The sequence below is a fragment of the Kitasatospora sp. NPDC057965 genome, assembly GCF_042887135.1.
Classification (GTDB): domain Bacteria; phylum Actinomycetota; class Actinomycetes; order Streptomycetales; family Streptomycetaceae; genus Kitasatospora.
The window spans coordinates 78556-98697 of the sequence record NZ_JBHVPZ010000003.1; the positions used below are offsets into that span (position 1 = coordinate 78556).

A 20142-nucleotide genomic window follows, 5' to 3' on the forward strand; every position below is an offset into this window, starting at 1 on the left:
CCCGCCCCCCAACGCCCGGCCGCACCTACCCGCAGGCTCAGGCCGGGAGCCAGGACGGCCAGCGCCGGCGGGCCGGCCCCGCAAGGTGGCCGGCGCCGAGCAGCGGGGCCAGGCGTTCGGCCTCCGGCGAGCCGATCGGGGCCAGGATGCCGTGTGCCTCGGCCCAGCAGGCGCGGGCGCGGTCCGGGTCGCCCGGGGGGTGGTCCGCCAGGGCGTCGCCGAGCGCGGCCAGGGCCAGGCCGCGGCCCCGGTGGTCGCCGTCCAGGGTCAACGCGTCGACCGCGCGTTCCGCCGCCTCGGCCGCCTCCGGGCCCCGCCCGGCCGCGCGCAGCGACTCGGCGAGCCGCAGCAGGATCCGGCCGGTGCGCCGGTGGTCGTCCGGGTCGGTCAGCGCGAGGGCGGCCCGCCGGTGGGCGACCGCCTGGTCGTGGCGGCCGAGGTCGTGGGCGATCGAGCCCAGCGAGTCACGGGCGCGGGCCTCCAGCTCGTGGTCGGCCAGGTCGTGGCCGATGAGCAGGGACTGGTCGACCACCCGGCCCGCCGCGCCGAAGCGGCCCTGCCGGGCGAACGCGCCCGCCAGTTCCAGCAGTTCGGCGGCCAGGGCGCGCCGGTCGCCGATCCGCTGCCAGACCGCGACGGCGGCCGAGAACCCGGCCACCGCCTCGTCCGGGCGGCCGAGTTGGACGAAGCAGGCGGCGAGCGAACCGTGCGTGAGCGCGAGCAGCGGTTGCGGCAGTCCGTGCGCGGTGCACAGGTCACGGGCCCGGAGCAGCTCGGCGAGGGCCGACGACGCGGAGCCGACCTCGGCCAGCAGCCGGCCGAGCACCAGGCGCGCCCGCGCCTCGGCGGTTCGGTCGCCCTCCTCCAGGGCGGCCCGCAGCAGGGCGCCGGCGGCGTGCCCGAGCGGCCGGGTGGCGCGCCCGGAGTCCGCCGACAGGCAGACGTCCAGCAGGAGTTCGGCGAGCCGGTCGAGGCCGGGTGCCGCCCCCGGGGAGCGGTCCGGGAGTTCCGCGCACTGGCGCACCAGCGCCCCGACGGCCACGTAGTCCCCGGCGGTCCGGGCCGCGGCCCGCGCCGCCGGGGAGCCGGGCGCCGCCGCGACCCCCGCGTGGTGGTGGCCCACCAGCCGGGCCAGCGCGGCCGCCCGCTCGCCGTCGACCTCCGTCTGATCGCGCGGGCCGCCCGGGCAGAAACGGTCGACCCGCTGGGCGAAGGCCCGCAGCAGATCGTGGTAGCGGTAGCGGTCGGGACTCGCCGCGACCTCCAGCATCGAGCAGTCCACCAGGGATTCGGCCAGTGCCTCGGCGGCCGGCTCCGGCCGGTCCAGGACCGCCGCCACCTCCGCCGCCGACAGGTCCGGCACCTCGGGGACAGCCAACAGCCGGAAGGCGCGGGCCTGTTCGGCGTCCAGCAGGTCGAAGCCGAAGCGGAACGAGGAATCGACGGCGAGGTCCCCGCTGCGCAACGCGTCCAAGCGGTAGCGCTCGCCGCCCAGTTGCTCCACCAGTCGGGCGACGCTCCAGCCGGGCCGACAGGCCAGCCGCGCCGCGAGGATCCGCACCGCGAGCGGCAACTGCCCGCAGAGCCGGATGAGTTCACGGGCAGCCGGAGCCTCGGCCGCCACCCGCTCGGCACCGACCACCCGGGTCAGCAGGGTGACCGCCTCCTCGGCGGGCAGCACCGGCAGTTCGGTGAAGCGGGCGTTGGGCAGCGCTCCGATCCGGGTCCGGCTGGTGACCAGGACAGCGCAGCCCGCGCCGCCCGGGATCAGCGGCCGGACCTGCTCGGCGTCGCGCGCGTTGTCGAGCAGGACGAGGACCCGCCGCCCGGCGAGCAACGACCGGTAGCGGGCCGCCCGTTCGGCCGGGTCCGCCGGGATCGCCTCGCCGGGGACGCCGAAGGAGCGCAGGAAGACCGCCAGCGCCTCCTCGGGGCGGGTCGGACGGCCGTCCGCGCCGTGCAGGTCGAGGTAGAGCCGGCCGTCCGGGAACTCGTCGGCGAGGCCGTGCGCGACGTGCAGGGCGAGCGCGGTCTTGCCGACCCCGCCCATGCCCGCGACCGCCGCCACGGGCACCCGGCCCGGCTCCCGCAGGGCGGCCCGCACCGCCTCGACCTCCGCCGTCCGGCCGGTGAAGTCGGCCACGGCTGCCGGGAGTTGGTCGGGCCTGGGGAAGGCGGCCGGTGGCCCCGCCGCCACCGGGGACGCCGAGGGCGCGGGAGCGGCCGGAGCCACCGGGGCGGGCGCCGCCAGGGTCTCGTCCGCCGCGAGGATCCGCCCGTGCAGCTCCCGCAGCCCCGGGCCGGGGGCGACGCCCAGCTCGGTGCGCAGCCGACGGTCCGCCGCCCGGTACACCTCCAGCGCGTCCGCCTGCCGCCCGGAGCGGTACAGCGCGAGCATCAGCAGCTCGACGAGGCGCTCGCGCAGCGGGTGCTCCTCGGACAGGGCCGTCAGCTCGGCGACCGACTCCGCCGACCGGCCGCCCTCGCCCTCGGCCTCCAGACACGCCTCCAGGACCGCGAGCCGGCGTTCCTCCCACTCCCGGCGCTGGCGCCGCACGTAGGGGCCGGGCACCCCGGACATCGGCTCGCCCCGCCACAGCTCCAGCGCCGCCCGCAGGACGGCCGCCGCCTCGGCGTGCCGCCCCTCGGCGCGCAGCGTCCGCGCCCGGGCCAGCCGCGCCTCGCACCGCCCGGTGTCCAGGCCCTCGGGGTCGGCGACCAGCAGGTACCCGCCGCCGAGCGAGGTCAGCACGTCGGGCCCGAGGACCCGGCGCAGCCGGTGCACATAGGTGCGGATGACACCGTGGGCGCTGGCCGGCGGATCCTCGCCCCAGAGGTCGTCGATCAGCTGGGCGCCGGACACCTGCCGGCCCGCCCGGAACAGCAGGGCCAGTAGCAGCCCCTGCTGCTGCGGCGAACCGAGCGCCAGCTCCACCCCGTCCCGCAGGCCCCGCACGGGCCCCAGTACCTCGAACCGCAGCCCTCCCGGCCGCGCCTCCCGGTCCATCGATCGACTCCCCCATGTCCGTACAACTCCCCCGTCCGCATGATAACCACCGGCATTCCCGCTGCTCAGCTCCGGTGGAGCGGCACCGCCGCGGCCGGGGTGGGAGGGTTTGACTTCGAGTGAACTCCAACTCATAGCCTCGACGGGACGACGCACCACGCACGACCAGCGATCGGAGAACCTCCCATGAGCACCAGCAGGAACGACGACGCCGCCACCACGCGACAGGAGCGGTTCGATCGGGGGCTGGCCGTCCTCACCTCCGTCGACGGCGAGGCCGGGCAGCGGGTGATCGACTCGCTCGCCGACATCCACCCCGAACTCGCCCACCAGGTCGTGGCCTGGGGCTTCGGCGAGATCTACGACCGGCCCGGACTGTCGCCGCGCGACCGGCAGCTGGTGACCCTGGGCATGCTCACCGCGCTCGGTGGCTGCGAGCCGCAGCTGGAGGTCCACCTCAACGCCGCCCTCAACGTCGGCCTCACGCCCACCGAGATCACCGAGGCCCTGCTGCACTCCGCGGGGTACTGCGGTTTCCCCAAGGCCCTGAACGCCACCTTCGTCGCCAAGAAGGTCTTCGGCGAGCGCGGTCTGCTGCCGACGAACTCCGCGGCCTGAGAGGCGATCCGAGCCCTGGTCCGAGTCCCGGCCCGGTCGGAAGAGCCGGTCGGAAAAGGTGGTGAAGGACGCAAGCGGCGGCGGCAGACTGACCGTCATGACCGAAGAGACGGCGAAGACGCTCGAAGCGTTCAAGAAGGACCTGCTCATCTATCTGCAGGACGCCCGGGACGCCCTGCTGTGGAAGCTCGAAGGGCTCTCCGAGTACGACATCCGGCGGCCGCTGACGCCGACCGGCACCAATCTGCTGGGGCTGGTCAAGCACGCGACGGCAGCGGAGGCGATGTACTTCGGCGAGGCCTTCGGGCGGCCGTTCGACGCGCCCCGGCCGTGGATCACGGGGGACGCCGAGCCGAACTCCGACTTCTGGGCGACCCCGGAGGAGAGCCGGGAGCAGATCGTCGACGGGTACCGCGCGGCCTGCGCGCACGCCGACGCGACGATCGCCGCGCTGGCGCTGGACGCGGTCGGCCGAGTGCCGTGGGGCGCTCGCTCCGAGGTGACGCTGCACCACGGCCTCGTCCACATGACCGCCGAGACCCAGCGGCACGCCGGGCACGCCGACATCGTCCGCGAACTCGTCGACGGCGCGACCGGCCAGCGGCGGGACGGGGCGAACACGGCCCCCGGCGACGAGGCCTGGTGGGCCGGGCACCGGGACCGGGTCGAAGGCGCCGCCCGGGAGGCTGCCCTGGTGGGGCGGAAGGCTCAGGCGTAGCGACGGGCCAGGGCGGTGGCGGCGGCCGCGACGGCCTCGCGCAGGTCGGGCGGGCCGAGCACCACGGCCTCGGGGCCCAGCCGCAGGAGGTCTCCGACGGCCACCGTCGTGCTCTCGACGGCGAGGTCGACCTCCGCCCAGCCGTCGGCGTCGGGCGGCCCGGCGGTGGCCAGGGCCCGGGCGCCGGCGGCTCCGAACTGCATCGGGAGCAGCCTGCGGGCCTCCGGGGAGAGCCGCAGCCGGGCGGTCTGCCGGTGGAGGGCGGCGGTCAGCCGGCGGGCGGTCTCCGCCCAGTGGGCGGCCAGGTCGAAGCCGGCGGGGCGCTCGAAGGTCTCGTCGGCGACCTCGACCGCGAGCAGCCGGGAGACCCGGTAGGTGCGGGCGGCCGACTCGGCGGAACCGGCACCGGCCGAACCGGAGTCGGCACCGGAGTCGGTCGCAGCCGCGGCACCGGCCGCAGCCGCGACCAGGTACCAGATGCCGCCCTTGAGGACGAGGCCCAGCGGGTGCAGCTCCCGGTGCACCTCGCCGCGCCAGCGCTGGTAGTGGACGCGCAGCACCCGCTGCTCCCAGACCGCCCGCGCGACCGGGGCCAGGTGGTCGACCGGGTCGACGTCGCGGAACCAGGCCGGCGCGTCGAGGTGGAAGCGGTCCTGGACGCGGCGGGTGCGGTCGGCGAGTTCGGCGGGCAGCGCCGCCTGGAGCTTGAGCTGGGCGGTGGTCAGAACGGCGCCGAGGCCGAGGTCGCGGGCCGGTCCGGGGGCGCCGGTGAGGAACAGCGCGTCGGCCTCGGCGTCGGTGAGGCCGGTGAGCCGGGTGCGGTAGCCGTCCATCAGGCGGTAGCCGCCGTCGGGCCCCCGGTCGGCGGTCACCGGCACACCGGACGCGGCCAGCGCCTCGACGTCCCGGTAGACGGTGCGGACCGACACCTCCAGCTCGGCGGCGAGTTCGCCGGCGGTCATCCGGCCGCGGTTCTGGAGCAGGAGGAGCAGGGCGAGGAGCCGGTCGGCGCGCATGGACCCATTCTGGCGCCCGTACCTGACAGAAGATGTCAGGTACGGGCGCCAGGGTGGTCACCGAGCGCTCGGCACACCGCCGTGCGCCGCCCCGAGCACCATCCGGAGAACCACCATGAGCGCTCCCACCACCGTCACCGGCGGCTTCGGCTACGCCGACTGGACGGAGACCCCGATCGGCCCGGCGGAGACCCTGCCCCGGCTGGCCCGGGCCTCCGTCGTCAACGCCTTCACCGGCGGCATCGAGGCGGCGGCGACCGTCTGCGAGTACGTCTTCCTCTACGCCACCGAGAAGACCGGCACCTTCACCGGCCTCCAGCAGCTCACCGGCCGGCTGGACGGCCGCACCGGCGGCTTCACCGTGGAGGAGCGCGGCACCTTCGAGGAGGACGGCACCGTCCGCTGCACCTTCGAGGTGGTCCCCGGCAGCGCCACCGGCGAGCTCACCGGTCTGCGCGGCACCGGCGGCTACCTCTACCACCCCGGCGAGTCCCCCGTCCCGTACACCTTCACGTACGAGCTCGGCTGAGCCGGCTCCCGCCCGGGCCGGGGGCGCCCTACCCCGGGATCCGGCCGGTGAGCAGGGCGACCCGGACGTGCTCCGGATAGCCGGCCGGGGTCGGCGGGGCGGGGAGGGCGGCGCGCAGACGGGCGGCGAAGGCCGGGCGCTCGGCGGGGGACGGGAGGGACGGGGCGGGGATCGCGGAGTAGAGGGTGCCCAGGAGCTGGTCGGGGGTCAGGGCGTCCTCGTACGCGATCACCTCCTCCCGCACCTCCGTGAAGCCGGCCGCCGCCAACGCGGCCGCGTAGCCCCCGCGTTCGACGTCGTCGGTGCCGCAGGAGGCGGTCACCGGGAAGCCGAAGTGCGCCTCCAGCGCGACGCGCAGGGCCTGCGACCAGTCGGTGTCCTGGGCCCAGACCGGCGCGCCGTTGGCGACCACGGCGACGCCGCCGCCCGGGCGGGTGAGGGGGCGCAGGGCGCCGAACAGCTTCCCGGGGTCCATCCAGTGCAGGGCGTTGCCGATGACGGTGACGCCGAGCGGGCGCCCGCCGGGCAGCAGGCCGGCGAGCGCGGGGACGTCCGCGTCGGTGCCGAGCAGCCACAGGGCGTTGCGCACGCCCGCCCGCCCGGCGGCGGCCCGGGCCTGGCCGAGCATGTCGGGCTCCGGGTCCATGCCGATGACGGTCCGCACCCGGGCGGCGAGCGGCAGGGCGAGTTGGCCGGTGCCGCAACCGAGGTCGAGCGCGAGGTCCCCGATCCCGGGGTGGGCGTCCAGGCCGAAGGTGTCGGCGAGGGCGTCGAGGGCGGCCGGCGGATAGCCCCGGCGGTACTCGGCGTAGTAGGCGGCCACGTCGCCGGAGAAGTCCGGGAGGGCGGGGGGAGAGGAGGTCGTCATGGCGGCAACCTGCCCAGCCGCGCCGGGCCCAGTCGATTGATCGCTCTGAGCGGACGGTTGATCGCTCCGGGCGGAAGGCGATCGGCCACTCGCCGCGACGGTCGGCCGATCGGGCGCGGCGCCCACACCGTTCCCGGAAATCCACCCGGTTTCGCCCCATCGGGCCTTTCCATCAAGGGATTTGACGGTCGTTCAGACACTGACCCGGCCCGCGGCGGCCGGGGTGGCCGATCAAATCCGGACAGGTCCGGTTCGACCCCTCCTTCGCGAGGACCCGGTCACGTCGACCCTCCGCAGGGCGACAGGGGTGAAGGCCGGGCGAGGGATCTGTCGGCAGCCGCAGAGGGGGCGAGCTGCCCTCTTCATGAGCGCGGCAGTCGACCGCCCTCCCGCCGGCCCGCGCCGCGGGCCGGCGCGCCAGCCGCCGGCGCCACCCGCACCGAGGCCTACGCATGCGGACGAACCGGGCATCACGGCGACCCGGCCCCGCGCGGTCGGCGCCGCGGACCGGGGCGACTTACCGGCCAATGTGGTCGAGGTGTCCTCTCGGCGGCCCGCGTGGCGATCTAGACTCGGCGAAGGGACGGCACCCGGGCGTGATCGATCCGATCCGAGCCGGGCGCCCACGGGGGACCACCAGGCACACCGGCACCATCCGCTCGGGCACACGTGCGCCCGGGCGCAGGCCGCACCTCTGCCCGGTACGTCCTGCACGCCCGGGGAGCACATCATGTCCGACATGTCCACCGACCTCGGTCTCCAGGACCTCGACCTCGGCGAGCCGACCGTCACCAATCTGCGCGACACCGTCGCGCAGGCGGAGAACGGCGCGCCTCGCACGGCTCGTGCTCCTGCCAGACCTCGTCGCTGTGCGTCCAGCCCACCATGTGCACCACCGACCCGATCTGACGCTCCATCGGGCCGGTACCCATCGATCCTCCTCGGGAGACCTCCATGTCCGACCACCTGCAGGACGACCTCGACCTCGACGACCTCGACCTGGGCGAACTGACCATCACCGCGCTGCACGACAGCATCGCTCTGCCGGAGGGCGGGGCTTCCGCCGGCCCGATCTCCACCTCCTGCAACTCGTCCTCCCACACCAGCGTCATCCTCACGCCCGGCACGCGCTACTGAGCGTCGCGGTCGTGAGTGGTGCCATGAGGCACTGAGCGGTGACGAACCATCACAGGACCCGGCGCGTTCCGCCGCGGAACGCGCCGGGTTCCCCTACCTGCTTCCGGAGGTCGCCCGCCGTGCCCAGCCGTGCCCCCTTCCGGGCCGTCCCGGCGCCCGCGCCGCCGGCCGCCGCCCCCGACGGGGCGTCCACCGCGGCGTACGCGCTGGTGCGCGCCACCGTGCTCGCCCGGGCCCCGCAGTCCGCGCCGTCCGCGCTCGTCAGGGACCTGCTGGCGCGGCTCACCGGCGCGGAGGCCGCCGACACCGCCCTGCGGTCCGCACTCGGCGACGATCTCTACGCCAGCCGGGGCGGCCACGACGAGGAGTTCCACCGGCGGGTCGTCCTGCCGCTGCGCAGGGACCTGCACAACGGTCGTACGCCGCGCGCCGCCCAGCTCGGCCGGCTCGGCGACCTGCCAGCCCGGATCCCCCGGCTCACCGAGTGGCTGCAGCTGCGGGAGCATCGCGCCCGGCTGCTGGCCGACCTCGCGGAGGCCCTGCCGGCGGCACTCACGGCGGAGCGGGCCGCCCTGGCCGGGCTCTGCCGGGAGCCCGCGTTCCGGCGCGCCGTCGCCCTGGGCAGCGCCGACCTGCTGCGTGCGGTGGTGCGCGCCGCGGACCCGGACGCCGGACCATCGGGCCGGGCCCGCAAGGAGGAGGCCGCCGTCCTGCGCCACACGCTGCGGGCGACCTGCAAGACCAGTCCGCTGTCCTGGTTCACGGCGGTCGGCTGGGCCTCGGAGGAACCGCGCCGCGACACGGCGGAACCGGCCCCACGGACGGTCGTCCGGGTCAACCGGGCCCTGGTCGGCGCGCTCGTCCAGGGCCTGCTCGACGAACCCCGGCGTGCCCGCAGCCTGCCGCACCGGATGACCAGCGCCGCCCGCGTCGACGCCGGACGCGCCCACTACCAGCGCACGCGGCCGGTGTTCGTCGGCGGCCGCCTCCTGGTCACGCGCGAGGACGAGGTGGAACTCGACGCCCGGCCGCACCTGGCGGTGCTCGCCGCCCTCACCGAGACCCCCGACCCGCCGGAGCGGCTCGCCGCCCGGCTCGCCGAGGCCCTGGGGCGCCCCGCCGGGGACCCGGCGGTACCGCGCTTCGTCGAAAGGCTCCTGGACGCCGGACTGCTGGTGCCCACCGACCCGGTCGACCCGCAGGACCCCGACCCGCTGGAACGGCTCGCCGCCTGGCTCGGGGCCTGGCCCGAGGACGCCGCGACGGCCCGCGCGCTGCGCCGGCTCGCCGAGGACACCGCCGCCTACGCGACCACGCCCCCGGAACGCCGTCCGGCGGTGCTCGCCGCCCTGGCCGCCGCCTGGCGCGACCTGCTCGCCGACGCCGGCCGGCCCCTCCCCGGGGAGACCGTGCCGGTCACCGTGCTCAGCGAGGACGTCCACACCCCCGACCCGCCGCACCCCCGGTTGAACGCCGCCGACCGGGCCGTGCTCGCCGAACTCACCGCGCTGGCCGAGCTGTTCGACCACGGCCAGCTGGCCCGGCCGGCCTTCCGGGACCGCTTCGTCGCCCGGTACGGCACCGGCGGCGTCTGCACCACGCCGTGGGAGTTCGGCGCCGAGATCAACGCTGCCTGGGCCGACGCCCCGGTCCCCGATGACATCGCCGCCCTGCGGCGGGAGTTCATCGGCCTGCCCGAACTGGACGGCGAGGTCGTCCTGCCCGCCGACCGGGTGCGCGCCCTGGCCGGACGACTGCCCGCCTGGACGGCGGCCCGGCCGCTCAGCTACTCCTGGTTCGTCCAACGCGAGCCGTCCGAGGGCCTGTTGTGCGTCAACCACATCTACGGCGGCTGGGGCCGCTTCACCAGCCGGTTCCTCGACGCGACCGCGCCGCAGGCCTCGGCCGAGGTCGCCCGGCAGGTCCGCGACGGCCTCGGCGCGGACGCGCGGGCCGCCCAGATCCGGCCGGTGGGCGGCTTCAACGCCAATCTGCACCCGCTGCTGCTCCCCGAGGAGATCGGGCCCGACCGCCGGTGGTCCGCCCTCGCGGAGGCGGACCTCGATCTCGTCCACGACGTCGACGGCGACCAGCTGCGGCTCCGGCTCCGCTCCACCGGCGAGTACCTCGACGTCCTCTACCTGGGCTTCCTCTCCCCCGCCCTGCTGCCCCAACGGCTGGCGCCGCTGCTCGCGGACCACCCGAACGGCGCCGTCGTCCTCCAGCCGCTGCTGCCCCGCACGACGCTGCCCGCGCCCGGCGGCACCGTCACCCGCACGCCCCGGCTGCGGCACCGGCACGTCGTCCTCGCCCGCAGCCGCTGGCTCCTCCCGGCCGGGGTCGTCGACGCCCTGCGGGCCGACCTCGCCGCCGACCCCGCCGGTCCCCCCGGCCCGGACCGCGTCCCGGTCGCCGCCGTCGCCCGCTGGCGCGCCCGCCTCGGCCTGCCCGATCAGCTCTTCGTCCACCCCCTGACGCGGCCCGCCGAGGACGGCGCGGCCGTCGACGCCCTCCTCGACCGGCTGCGGGCGTCCAAGCCCCAGCCCGTCGACCTCGGCAATCCGCTCCACCTCCGGCACCTGGACCGGTGGCTCGCCCGCCACCCGCACGGCGTCGTGCTGGAGGAGGCGCTGCCCCTGATCGGCGGACAGACCGAGCCGACGCGGGCGGTCGAACTCGTCGCGGAGACCTACCGCCGGGCCCGGACCGCCACCGCGCCCGTCCCCCTGCCCACCCCGTCTCCGCACCGCCGGTGCGCCGCCGAGGAGTCGCCCGATGACCGAGCCCATGAGTGAACCCGCGCGTGAACCCCTGACCGACCCCCTGCCCGAAGCCGTGCCCGAAGCCCTGCCCGAACCCCCGCCCGGACCCGTCACCGGGCCCGCGAGCGGGCGGACGCCCGGATCCGCCGTCGACGTGATCCTGTACTACTACCGGCCCACCAAGGCGCCCGCCCTGCGCGAGGCCGTCCTTCCGCTGGCCCGGCGGGCGACCGAGCGCGGGCTGCGCGCCCACGTGGAACGGCACTGGCGGTTCGGCCCGCACCTGCGGCTGCGGCTGGAGGGACCGGCCGAGCGGGTGGCCGCCGTGGCACAGGAGTCCTCCGAGGCACTGCGGGCGTGGGTGGCCGCGCACCCCTCCGTCGACAACCGCACGGAGGAGCGACTGCTCGCCGAGGCCGCCGTCGCCGGGCGGGCCGAACTGATCGCGCCGCCGTACGGCCCGCTGGTACCGGACAACACCGTCCGGGTCGCTCCCGTCGAGCCGGCCGCGCAGGCCGGTCTGCGGGCCCTGCTGGGGGACGAACCGGCCGCGCTGCGCGACGAGTTGATGCGCGCCGGGCTGCCGTCCGTCACCTCGGCCTGCCGGTTCCTCGGCGAGCACGGCGACACCGCGCAGGCCCGGGTGCGGCTGGTGGTCACGGCGCTGGCGGCGCACGCGAGCACCCATCCGGACGGGCTGGCCGGCGGGCACTACTCCTTCCTCTCCCACCTTGAGGACTTCCTCGTCCACGAGGACCCGGACGGCCGCCTGCGCGCCGCCTTCGACCGGCACGGGGAGCGCGGCGGCCCGGCGGTCACGGAGCTGGTCCGGCGCGTCACGGCCGGGGACATCCGGAGCTGGGAGCGGGACTGGGCGCACTGGTCGGCGACGGCCTGGCAGCGGGCCGAGCGGCTGCTCGCGGCCGGGGCCGACCTCTCCGGCCACCGGGAGGAGTACCGGGCCCGCGCGCTCGCCCTCGGCGACCCGGCCGTCGCCGAACGCTGGGACTTCGGCCTGCGCACCCGCTACAGCGAGTTCCACCGGATGGTGGCGCGCAGCGACCCCGACGGCACGCTGTTCAACCGCACCGACTACCTGATCTACCGGACCACCACCAACGCCCTGTACCGGCTCTTCGCGATCTGCGACGTCCGGCCGCTGGAACGCTACCTGGCCGCCCACCTCGTCGTGCGCACCGTGCCCGAGCTCACCGGGCACCGGTGGCAGGACCACATCGGCGCGGTGATCGCCCGGACCGAGGGGGCGGCATGACCGCCGAACCGGCCGCCGGCCGGCCGCGGTTGCGCCCCGGCGTGGCGGTCACCCCGCTGCGGGAGGGGCTGCACCTGCGCGGCCGCCGCACCAGCCTCACCCTGGAGGGCAGCCGCTCGCTGCCGGCGCTGTGGGAGGTCCTGTCCGCGCGGCTCGCCGGCGGTCCGCCCGCCGACGCGGATCCGGCGCGGCCTGAGCCGGACGCGGGACGGCCCGGAGCCGCGACGGGACAGCCGCATCCGATGGCCGGACACCCGAAGCTGGAGGCGGCACTGGCCACCGTCACCGCCCGCCTGCGCGAGCACGGTCTGCTGGTCGACCGGTTCGACGACGCCGAACCGCCGCCCTGGCCGGGCTCGGTGGCCGAGCACCCCGGCGCGGCGGCGACGGCCCTCGCCGCCGCGCGCCCGGTGGTCGCCGCGGCGGACCCGGACGACGGGACGGCCCACGCGGTGGCACGCGCGCTCGCCCGGGGCGGGGCGCGGCCGACGGTCGTCGCCGACGCCTCGCTGCCCGCCGGACAGGTCCTGGTCGTCGCGGGCGAACCGCCGGTGGCCGTCGGACTGCGGTGCGGAGCGGACGGCGGGTTCGTCACCGCGCCCGCCGATCCCACCCGCACCCGTGCCGATCTCGCCGCCCTCGCGGAGCGGCTGCACCCCGACTCCGCCCGGGGCCACGACGGTCCGGCCCCGAGGACGCTTCCGCCGCTGCTCGCCGCCGCGACGGCCCAGCGGCTGCTGTGCGCCGTCGCCGGTCTGCCCGACCCGGGCGACCCGGCGGACAACCCCCGGCTGCTCCCCGGCCGCCCCGCCGTCCTCGTCGCCGGGACCCGCCCGCCGCACGCCGAGCACCGCCCCTGGGCGGCGGGGCCCGGCCCGGCGGGTGAGCCGCCCGAGGACCTCGACGCGGCCCTGCGCCGGGTCGCCGCGCTCGGCGACCCGCTGCTCGGCGTGCTCGACGCGCCCGCTCCCGGCGACCTTCCGCAGCTGCCCACCGCCCTGGCGACCTGCCGGACGCCGGACGGGCTGCTGGTGGCCGGGGCCGCCCGGACCGACCTCGCCCGGCTGGCGGCTGCCGTCCGGGCCGCCGAACTCCAGCTGGCGGCCGTCGATCCCGGTGCCGCCGGTACGGCCGGTGCCGCGCCCCCCGTCACGGTCGGCGCCGGGCCCGCGCACGCCCTCGGCCGGGCCCTGCGGCGCGCCGCCCTCGCCGAACTCGCCGAACTCGCCGACCTCGCCGACCCCGCGGCCTCCACCGCTGACGAGGCGCAGCCCGGCGCCCGGTGGCGCGAGCACCCGCAGGCCCGGCACTGGACGGCGGCCCTGGCCCGGCGCCTCGGCCGCAACGCCGACCTCACGGTCCGCCGGCTCGCCGGCTCCGCCTTCCTGGCCACCGCGGAGGGGAGCCCGGCCGTCGAGGCCACCGCCGCCGACGCGGTCGCCGTCGCCGCCCTGGGCGCCCTCACCCGGCTGGCGGCCCGCGACCTCGGCCCGGCCCGCGTCCACCACACCGTGTTCGACGGCGCCGCCGCCCCGCTGGCCGCCGCCGGACGGCCGCTCGCCGACTGGATGGACGGCGGCTGGACCGCCCGCTGGCTCGCCGAACTCGCCGACCGCGAGGCGGACCTGCAGACCGCGCTGCAGGCTCTGACCGGACTGCGCACCGCTCCCTGGCAGCCCCGCACCGCCGCCGCCCACCCACCGGCCGACGCCCTTGCGGGCTGCGGCTTCACCGTCCTCGTGCCCGTGGGAGACCGCCGGTGACCGCCACCGATCCACCCGTCCTCGACCCCGAGCAGGCCCTCGCGACCACGAGCGGCACCGCCCTCGTCCACCTCACCGCCTGGACCCTCGGCCTCGCCGAACGGCTCAGCCGGCACGCCCTGGCGCACCCCGTCCGGCTGGTCCCGGTGCGCGAGGACGGTGCGCTGACCGTCATCGGGCCCGTCCTCCACCCCGGCTCGCCCGCCTGCCTGAGCTGTACCGAGTTCCAGCGGCTCGCCAGCGCCGGCGGCCGGGTGCCCTGGCAGAGCCCGGCCCTGGCCCTCGCCGGCACCGGCACCCCGGCGTTCTCCGAGGCGGTGCTCGCCCTGGCCGCCGACCTCGCCGAAGCCGACGACCGGGCGGACCCCGTTCACCGGCCCGGCACCGACGCCCCGGCCGGCACCGACGCCCCCTCCGGGACCGGCCCGGGCGGCACCGTCGGCGGCCCGACCCACGCCACCGTCCACCTGGTCCACGGCGACCGCGCCACCTGGTCCACCCACCGGGTCCGCCCCGTCGGCGGCTGCGCCGTCTGCCACCCGCTCCCCGAGGACTCCCCCGACGCCGCCCGCCTGCCCGGCACGCCCCGCCCGCTGCCCGACCCCGCCGTGCTGCGCGGCGCCAACGAGCGGACCACCGCCGAGCGGCTGCGCGCCGAACTGCACGACGAGCGCTTCGGCCCGGTCCGCCGCCTCTACCGCACCGAGGACTCGGCCTTCGCCCTCACCAGCGCCCTGGTCACCGACGGCCGGGCGGAGGAGGACGGCGGCTACGGACGCTCGACGGACTTCCGCTCCAGCGAACGCGTGGCCCTGTTCGAGGGCGTGGAGCGACTCGCGGGCATGCGCCCGCTCGGCCGCCGCACCGCCCTGCGCGCCTCCTACGCCGAGCTGGTCGCCGCACGCGGGCCCGAGGCCGTCCTCGACCCCGTCCGGCTCGGCCTGCCCGACCCCGGCGACCACCCCGACCGCACCACCGTCCCCTTCACCCCGGAGCTGGAACTCGACTGGGTGCACGGCTGGTCCCTCACCCACCGACGCCCGGTCGCCGTCCCCGAGCACCTCGTCTACTGGGACCCGCCGGACCGCGACCGCCCCCGGGTGGCGCACGAGTCCTCCAACGGCTGCGGCCTGGGCAACAGTCCCGAGGAGGCCGCGCTGTACGGCCTGTTCGAGATCGCCGAACGCGACGCCTTCCTGATGGCCTGGTACGCCCGCACCCCGCTGCCCGCCGTCACCGTCCCCCTCGACGACCCGGAGACGGCCGACCTCGCCGACCGCGCCGAGCTGCTCGGCTACCGGCTCACCCTGCTCGACGCCACCAACGACCTCGGCGTCCCGGCCGTGCTCGCCCTCTGCCGCTACCGGGGCACGCACCCCGACGCGCCTCGCGTCTTCCTGGCCGCCGGCGCCCACCACGACCCGCGCACGGCGATCCGCTCCGCCGTCGCCGAGGTGGTCACCAACGTCCAGGACGAACCGCGCCGCCCGACCACCGACGGCAGTGCCCGCGACCGGCGGCGCCTGCGCGCGATGCTGGAGCGGCCCGAACTGGTCGTCGTGCTGGACGACCACGTCGGCCTCAACACCCTGCCCGAAGCGCAGCCCCGGCTGGACTTCCTGTTCACCGGCCCGCCCCCGGTGCCGTGGCAGGAGCGCTGGCCCGGCGCCCCCGAGCCGGTGGGCGATCTGACGGCCCTGCTTGACCGGACGGTCGGCCGCCTCGCCGGGGAGGGCCTGGAGGTCGTGGTGGTCCGCCAGGACGAGCCCGGCGTGCGCGACCGGCTCGGGCTGTACTGCGCCAAGGTGATCGTCCCCGGGACGCTCCCGATGACCTTCGGCGAGGCCAACCGGCGCACCCACGGCCTGCCCCGCCTGCTGGAGGTCCCGCACCGACTCGGCCGCACCCCGCGCCCGCTGCGCCACGAGGACCTGCCGCTGCACCCGCACCCGTTCCCCTGACCCGCCGAACCGCCCGGTTCCCCCGCCCGACTCCCCTGCCGTCCGGGAAGGACGCGATGACGACCCGACAGCCGCCGGCCGCCCCCTGGCAGAGCCTGCACCTGGCCCTGCCGCTGCCCGCCCACGAGACCGACGCCTTCGTCACCGAGGACCTCGCGCCGCTGATGGACCGCGACGCGGACCCCGACTGGTTCTTCATCCGCTACGGCGAGGGCGGCCCGCACCTGCGGATCCGCTTCCGGGGGACGGCCGGGCGCGCGGACACCCTCGCGAAGGAGTTCACCCGGCTCGCCTCCCTCCGCACCCCGCCGGACGGTCCGTGGGCGGCCCGGCACGGGGAGGTCACGGCCGTCCCGTACGAACCGGAGACCGAGCGCTACGGAGGGCCCGCGCTGCTGCCGGTCGCCGAGGAGCTGTTCACCCACTCCACCCGCACCGCGGTCCGGGCCCTGCGCGCCCTCGGCCCGGCCCCCGGCGCCCGGCTGTCGCCCGCCCTGGACCTGGCGCACACCACGGCCCACGCCCTGGGGATGGACGAGCTCGCCGCCGCCCGCTGGCTGCGGCGCCACTCCGCCTCCTGGCGCTGGGTGACGGAGTTCCGGCCGCTGCCCGGGGCCGCCGTGCACAGCAGGGTGAACGCGGTGTTCGCCCAGCAGCGGCAGACCCTGGCCCGCCGCGCCGCGGCCCTGCGCGAGGCGCTCGACACCGGTACCGCCGCGCCCTGGCTCGGCGACTGGTCGGCCCACGTCGTGGAGGCCGCCGCCCGGATGCGGTCCGGCGCGCCGGAGGCGTCCGGGCAAGAGCTCTTCCAGGTGTGGGCCTCGCAGCTGCACATGCTGTTCAACCGGCTGGGGGTCGGGCCGGACGAGGAGCGCGCGGTCTGCCGGCTCGCCGGCCGGACGCTCCTGGAGACGGACCGGCCGTTCGGCTTCTTCCCCCAGGGTCCGGACGCCCCGGACTTCCAGTACCTGGAACGCAGCAAGTTCCAGATCGGGCGCCCCGAGGACACCGCGCTGCCGGAGGTGCCGCCCGTCGAGGCGCCGCGGCCGTCCCCGCACGACGTGCCGCTGCCCGCCGACCCGCTGCCGGCCGTCTCCCTCGCCGACGCGCTGCTCGGCCGCCGCTCCACCCGGGGCCGGCTGACCGGTCCGCTCACGGCCGGCGAGCTGGGCGGCCTGCTCTGGTCCGCCTGCGCGCCGAACCGCCCCACCGGCGACCGCCCCTACCCCAGCGCGGGCGGCATGCACGCCGTCCGGGTACGGCTGCTCGCCCTCGCCGTCGACGGCCTGCCGGCCGGCACCTACCACTGCGTCCCGACGCTGCGCTGCCTGCGCCCGATCGGCCCGGCGCCCGAACCAGACCAGCTCAAGGCCCTCTCCTACTACCTCTCCCGCCCGGCCTCGGACCCGCAGGCGCTGATGGTGGACGAGGCGCCCGCGGTCCTGGCGATCCACCTCGACCTCGGCCACCTGCGGCGCCGCTACGGCCTGCGCGCGCTGCGTCTCGGCCTCGTCGAGGCCGGGCACCTGGCGCAGAACCTCCTCCTCACCGCCACCGCCTTCGGCCTCGGCACCACGCCCCTGGGCGGGCTCTTCGACGACCTCGCCCACGAGTTGCTCTCGCTCGACGACCTCGACGAGCCGATCCAGTACCTCCTCCCGCTGGGCCGCGCGGTCCCGACGTCCCCGGCGGAAACTCCGGGGGGAAGGTGAGCGGCTCCCCGGGAAGCGCCGCCGTTGACCGGGCCCCGGACGGCCCCTAGGGTCGGGATCCGTGCAGCGATACGACTGGCTGAAGAAGATTCAGCGCATGGACCCGGAGACCGAGTTCACCGAGATCTACCGGATCAGCAGCTGGTACGAGTTTCCCTGGGACTACACCCAGTCGCTCAGCTTCGCGCTCTACCGCACCTACGCCGTCCCCAGCATCGGCCGGCTGCTCGCCCGGACCGGCGAGTTCACCGGCCGCGCCCAGAAGCGCTACGACGACACCACGCTGATCCTGGAGGCGGTGATCGAGCACGGCTTCGACTCCTCCCAGGGGCGCGAGGCGATCCGCCGGATGAACCAGATGCACCGCCGGTACGACATCACGAACGACGACTTCCGGTACGTGCTCGCCACCTTCGTGGTGACGCCCAAGCGCTGGATGGACGACTACGGCTGGCGCCAGCTGTCCCCGCACGAGATCCGGGCCTCGGTCAACTACTACCGCGAACTGGGCCGGCACATGGGCCTGAGCGGCGTACCGGAGACGTACGAGGAGTTCGAGCGGCTGCTCGACGACTACGAGCGCGAGCACTTCGCCTTCGACCCGGGCAGCCGGGCGGTCTCCGACGCCACGCTCGGCCTGATGGTCTCCTGGTACCCGGCGCCGCTGCGGCCGTCGATGCGGATCTCCTCGCTCTGCCTGCTCGACGACCCGCTGCGCGAGGCGTTCGGCTACCCGGCCCCGCCGGCCGCGCTGCGGCGCGCCGTCCGGGAGGGGATGCGGCTGCGCGGGCGCTTCGTACGGCTGCTGCCGCCGCGCCGCAGGCCGCACCTGGGGCGGGACGGCTGGCAGGTGCGCAGCTACCCCGGGTATCCGTACGGCTATCGGATCAGCGACCTGGGGACCTTCGAGGAGAAGGCCGGCACCGGGTCCGCCTCCGGCGGCTGCCCGTTCCCGCACGCCGCGGCGGCGGGCGGCGAGCACGGCGGACACGGTGATCAGGGTGAGCACGGTGTGCCCGGCAAGCAGGGCACGCACAACGGCTGAACCGCGGCTCACCGGGGTGTAGCCGGTCGCCGTACCGGCTACACCCCGGTGAGGTGGCGCAGCAGCGGGCCGGGGTCGTGACTGCCGCAGGCCGTGCGGACGGCGGCGTCATGGGCGGCGGCGAGGGCGTCGAGCCGGGTGAGGCGGGCGTGGCCGACGCGGGACAGGTGGGCGGTGACGCGGCGGCGGTCCCGCTCGTCCTGGCGGCGGTAGACCCAGCCGGCCTCGGTGAGGGCGTCGACGATGCGGCTGAGGCTGGCCTGCGGGATGAGCAGGGCCTGGGCGAGCTCGCCCATCGAGCGGCCGGTGCCCTCGGCGAGGGCGCGCATGACGCGCCACTGGTCGAGGGTGCAGCCCTCGGCCTCCAGGCGGGCGGCGAGGTCGCGGGCGAGGCGGCGCTGGGCGACGGTGAGGAGCTCGATCAGCAGCGGCTGGTCGATGGAGGCGGCCTCGGGGGTGGTGGCGGGGGTGGTGGCTGGTGGTGTCATGGCCGTGTCTCTTTTCCCCGTCGCTGGTCCCGGTCGCCGGTTCCGGCCGTTCGGTCCTCGTTCGGTCCCGTTTGGCCGGATCGGCTGGCATGACGATACTCGCAAGCGATGACCGCCGACGTGAAGCTGCTGGAGCCACTCGACGCGCGGTACCTCCCCCGGGAGGCGCCGGCGCTGCGGGTGGGCCTGGTCGTGCCGCAGTCCGGCACGCTCGGCCTGACCGGGCCCTCGGCCCTGGACGGGGCGCTGCTCGCCGCGCACGAGGTGAACGCCGGCGGCGGGGTGCGCGGGCTGCCGCTGGAGCTGGTGCTGGTGGACGGCGGCGGCACGCCTGCGGCGGTGTCCCGGGAGGTGGAGCTGCTGCTGGACGCCGGGGCGGTGGACGCGGTGGCCGGCTGCCACTCCAGCGATGTGCACCGGGCGCTGGAGGCGGTCACCACCGGGCGGACCGCGTACGTGTACACGCCGCCGCACGAGGGCGGGGCCCGGCTGCCGGGCGTGTTCTGCACCGGGGCGGACCCGGCGCGCCAGCTGGACGGGGTGGTGGAGCGGCTCACCGAGCGGCACCGGCTGCGCCGCTGGGCGCTGGTCGGCAACGACTACATCTGGCCGTACGCCATGCACCGGGCGGCCGGGGAGGCGGTGGCCCGGGCCGGGGCGCGGGTGGTGCTGGAGCGGCACCTGCCGTTCGGGACGGCGGACCGGACGCTGGAGCCGCTGCTGGACGCGCTGCGCGCGGAGCGGGCGGACGCGCTGCTGCTGAGCCTGATCGGCGCCGACCTGGTCCGGTTCAACCGGGCGCTGCGCCGCACCGGGCTGGACCGCCGGCTGGTGCGGCTGTCCGTCGCGCTGGAGGAGAACAGCCTGCTCGCGTACGGCGGGGACGGCACCGGAACGCTGTACGCCGTGATGCCGTCGTTCGTCTCGCTCACGGAGGAGCGGCGGATGCGGCTGGCGGAGCAGCACCGGGCGGTGTTCGGGCCGTACGCGCCGGTGCTGGACGCCTACGCGGTCGGGTTGTACGACGGGCTGCACCTGCTGGCGGCGCTGGCCGCGCGCGGGGAGCTGGTCGCGGACGGCGGGCTGGGACGGTCGGCGGCGCGGCTGCTGCGGGGGGACGGCGCGGCGGTGCGGCGGGCGTGGGCACGGGCGCCGCTGGGCCCGGCCCGCGACGGGGTGCACCTGGCGCGGGCCGACGGACTCGGGTTCACGGTCCTGCCGTAGCGCCTCCCACCAGGTGCGATG

The 20142-nt window shown here is 76.8% G+C and carries 15 protein-coding genes; 11 read left to right on the forward strand and 4 right to left on the reverse strand.

Annotated features, from left to right (window positions below):
• Window positions 1–37 precede the first annotated feature (37 nt).
• Entirely contained in the window at window positions 38–3007 is a 2970-nt protein-coding gene (locus ACFVVU_RS04295) for a BTAD domain-containing putative transcriptional regulator (RefSeq protein WP_387788340.1), read from the reverse strand.
• A gap of 186 nt (window positions 3008–3193) precedes the next feature.
• Between ACFVVU_RS04295 and ACFVVU_RS04300 the strand changes: the two genes are divergently transcribed.
• Together ACFVVU_RS04300 and ACFVVU_RS04305 are read left to right on the forward strand one after the other, a co-directional pair.
• The gene (locus tag ACFVVU_RS04300) at window positions 3194–3625 is read left to right on the forward strand and encodes a carboxymuconolactone decarboxylase family protein (protein WP_387788341.1); all 432 of its coding nucleotides are present in this window, start codon (window positions 3194–3196) and stop codon (window positions 3623–3625) included.
• Window positions 3626–3722: 97 nt separating this feature from the next.
• The gene (locus ACFVVU_RS04305; protein WP_387788342.1) at window positions 3723–4343 is read left to right on the forward strand and encodes a DinB family protein; all 621 of its coding nucleotides are present in this window, start codon (window positions 3723–3725) and stop codon (window positions 4341–4343) included.
• Here the strand turns inward: ACFVVU_RS04305 and ACFVVU_RS04310 are convergent.
• Complete coding sequence (locus ACFVVU_RS04310; protein WP_387788343.1) at window positions 4334–5359, reverse strand: helix-turn-helix transcriptional regulator; 1026 nt, start codon at window positions 5357–5359, stop codon at window positions 4334–4336. The two genes, ACFVVU_RS04305 and ACFVVU_RS04310, sit on opposite strands and share 10 nt — an antisense overlap.
• Before the next feature lie 115 nt (window positions 5360–5474).
• Between ACFVVU_RS04310 and ACFVVU_RS04315 the strand changes: the two genes are divergently transcribed.
• Window positions 5475–5888 carry a DUF3224 domain-containing protein gene (locus ACFVVU_RS04315; RefSeq protein ID WP_380684712.1) on the forward strand — a complete coding sequence of 138 codons (414 nt, stop codon included), beginning with the start codon at window positions 5475–5477 and terminating at the stop codon, window positions 5886–5888.
• Window positions 5889–5916: 28 nt separating this feature from the next.
• Here the strand turns inward: ACFVVU_RS04315 and ACFVVU_RS04320 are convergent, their stop codons facing one another.
• On the reverse strand, window positions 5917–6756 hold the full coding sequence (locus tag ACFVVU_RS04320; protein WP_380684711.1) for a class I SAM-dependent methyltransferase: 840 nt from the start codon (window positions 6754–6756) through the stop codon (window positions 5917–5919).
• A 954-nt stretch (window positions 6757–7710) separates the two neighbouring features.
• On the opposite strand from ACFVVU_RS04320, the gene ACFVVU_RS04325 reads away from it, so the two are divergent.
• From ACFVVU_RS04325 to ACFVVU_RS04355, 7 genes are all read left to right on the forward strand, one after another.
• Window positions 7711–7893 (forward strand): thiazolylpeptide-type bacteriocin, encoded by a 183-nt coding sequence (locus ACFVVU_RS04325; protein ID WP_380684710.1) that lies wholly within the window; start codon window positions 7711–7713, stop codon window positions 7891–7893.
• A 119-nt stretch (window positions 7894–8012) separates the two neighbouring features.
• Complete coding sequence (locus ACFVVU_RS04330; RefSeq protein WP_387788344.1) at window positions 8013–10688, forward strand: lantibiotic dehydratase; 2676 nt, start codon at window positions 8013–8015, stop codon at window positions 10686–10688.
• Entirely contained in the window at window positions 10669–11928 is a 1260-nt protein-coding gene (locus ACFVVU_RS04335; protein ID WP_387788345.1) for a lantibiotic dehydratase C-terminal domain-containing protein, read from the forward strand. The genes ACFVVU_RS04330 and ACFVVU_RS04335 overlap by 20 nt, the downstream gene beginning before the upstream one ends.
• Window positions 11925–13691 (forward strand): hypothetical protein, encoded by a 1767-nt coding sequence (locus ACFVVU_RS04340; RefSeq protein WP_387788346.1) that lies wholly within the window; start codon window positions 11925–11927, stop codon window positions 13689–13691. Before ACFVVU_RS04335 ends, ACFVVU_RS04340 begins: the two co-directional genes overlap by 4 nt.
• Window positions 13688–15652: a TOMM precursor leader peptide-binding protein gene (locus ACFVVU_RS04345; protein WP_387788347.1), complete on the forward strand. Its 1965-nt coding sequence runs from the start codon at window positions 13688–13690 to the stop codon at window positions 15650–15652. The genes ACFVVU_RS04340 and ACFVVU_RS04345 overlap by 4 nt, the downstream gene beginning before the upstream one ends.
• Window positions 15653–15708: 56 nt before the next feature.
• The gene (locus ACFVVU_RS04350) at window positions 15709–17364 is read left to right on the forward strand and encodes a thiopeptide-type bacteriocin biosynthesis protein (protein ID WP_387788348.1); all 1656 of its coding nucleotides are present in this window, start codon (window positions 15709–15711) and stop codon (window positions 17362–17364) included.
• Window positions 17365–17425: 61 nt separating this feature from the next.
• Complete coding sequence (locus ACFVVU_RS04355) at window positions 17426–18409, forward strand: oxygenase MpaB family protein (protein WP_387788349.1); 984 nt, start codon at window positions 17426–17428, stop codon at window positions 18407–18409.
• Between the two features lie 38 nt (window positions 18410–18447).
• On the opposite strand, the gene ACFVVU_RS04360 is transcribed toward ACFVVU_RS04355, so the two are convergent.
• Window positions 18448–18897, reverse strand: coding sequence for a MarR family winged helix-turn-helix transcriptional regulator (locus ACFVVU_RS04360; protein WP_387788350.1), 450 nt, complete (start codon window positions 18895–18897; stop codon window positions 18448–18450).
• 108 nt (window positions 18898–19005) lie between these two features.
• Between ACFVVU_RS04360 and ACFVVU_RS04365 the strand changes: the two genes are divergently transcribed.
• Entirely contained in the window at window positions 19006–20121 is a 1116-nt protein-coding gene (locus ACFVVU_RS04365) for an ABC transporter substrate-binding protein (RefSeq protein WP_380681432.1), read from the forward strand.
• Window positions 20122–20142 lie beyond the last annotated feature (21 nt).

Excerpts from the sequence above, each read along its gene's own strand:
- ACFVVU_RS04295 (WP_387788340.1), bottom strand. The coding sequence starts at position 3,007 with ATGGACCGGGAGGCGCGGCCGGGAGGGCTGCGGTTCGAGGTACTGGGG.
- ACFVVU_RS04300 (WP_387788341.1), top strand. The coding sequence starts at position 3,194 with ATGAGCACCAGCAGGAACGACGACGCCGCCACCACGCGACAGGAGCGG.
- ACFVVU_RS04305 (WP_387788342.1), top strand. The coding sequence starts at position 3,723 with ATGACCGAAGAGACGGCGAAGACGCTCGAAGCGTTCAAGAAGGACCTG.
- ACFVVU_RS04310 (WP_387788343.1), bottom strand. The coding sequence starts at position 5,359 with ATGCGCGCCGACCGGCTCCTCGCCCTGCTCCTCCTGCTCCAGAACCGC.
- ACFVVU_RS04315 (WP_380684712.1), top strand. The coding sequence starts at position 5,475 with ATGAGCGCTCCCACCACCGTCACCGGCGGCTTCGGCTACGCCGACTGG.
- ACFVVU_RS04320 (WP_380684711.1), bottom strand. The coding sequence starts at position 6,756 with ATGACGACCTCCTCTCCCCCCGCCCTCCCGGACTTCTCCGGCGACGTG.
- ACFVVU_RS04325 (WP_380684710.1), top strand. The coding sequence starts at position 7,711 with ATGTCCGACCACCTGCAGGACGACCTCGACCTCGACGACCTCGACCTG.
- ACFVVU_RS04335 (WP_387788345.1), top strand. The coding sequence starts at position 10,669 with ATGACCGAGCCCATGAGTGAACCCGCGCGTGAACCCCTGACCGACCCC.
- ACFVVU_RS04340 (WP_387788346.1), top strand. The coding sequence starts at position 11,925 with ATGACCGCCGAACCGGCCGCCGGCCGGCCGCGGTTGCGCCCCGGCGTG.
- ACFVVU_RS04350 (WP_387788348.1), top strand. The coding sequence starts at position 15,709 with ATGACGACCCGACAGCCGCCGGCCGCCCCCTGGCAGAGCCTGCACCTG.
- ACFVVU_RS04360 (WP_387788350.1), bottom strand. The coding sequence starts at position 18,897 with ATGACACCACCAGCCACCACCCCCGCCACCACCCCCGAGGCCGCCTCC.
- ACFVVU_RS04365 (WP_380681432.1), top strand. The coding sequence starts at position 19,006 with ATGACCGCCGACGTGAAGCTGCTGGAGCCACTCGACGCGCGGTACCTC.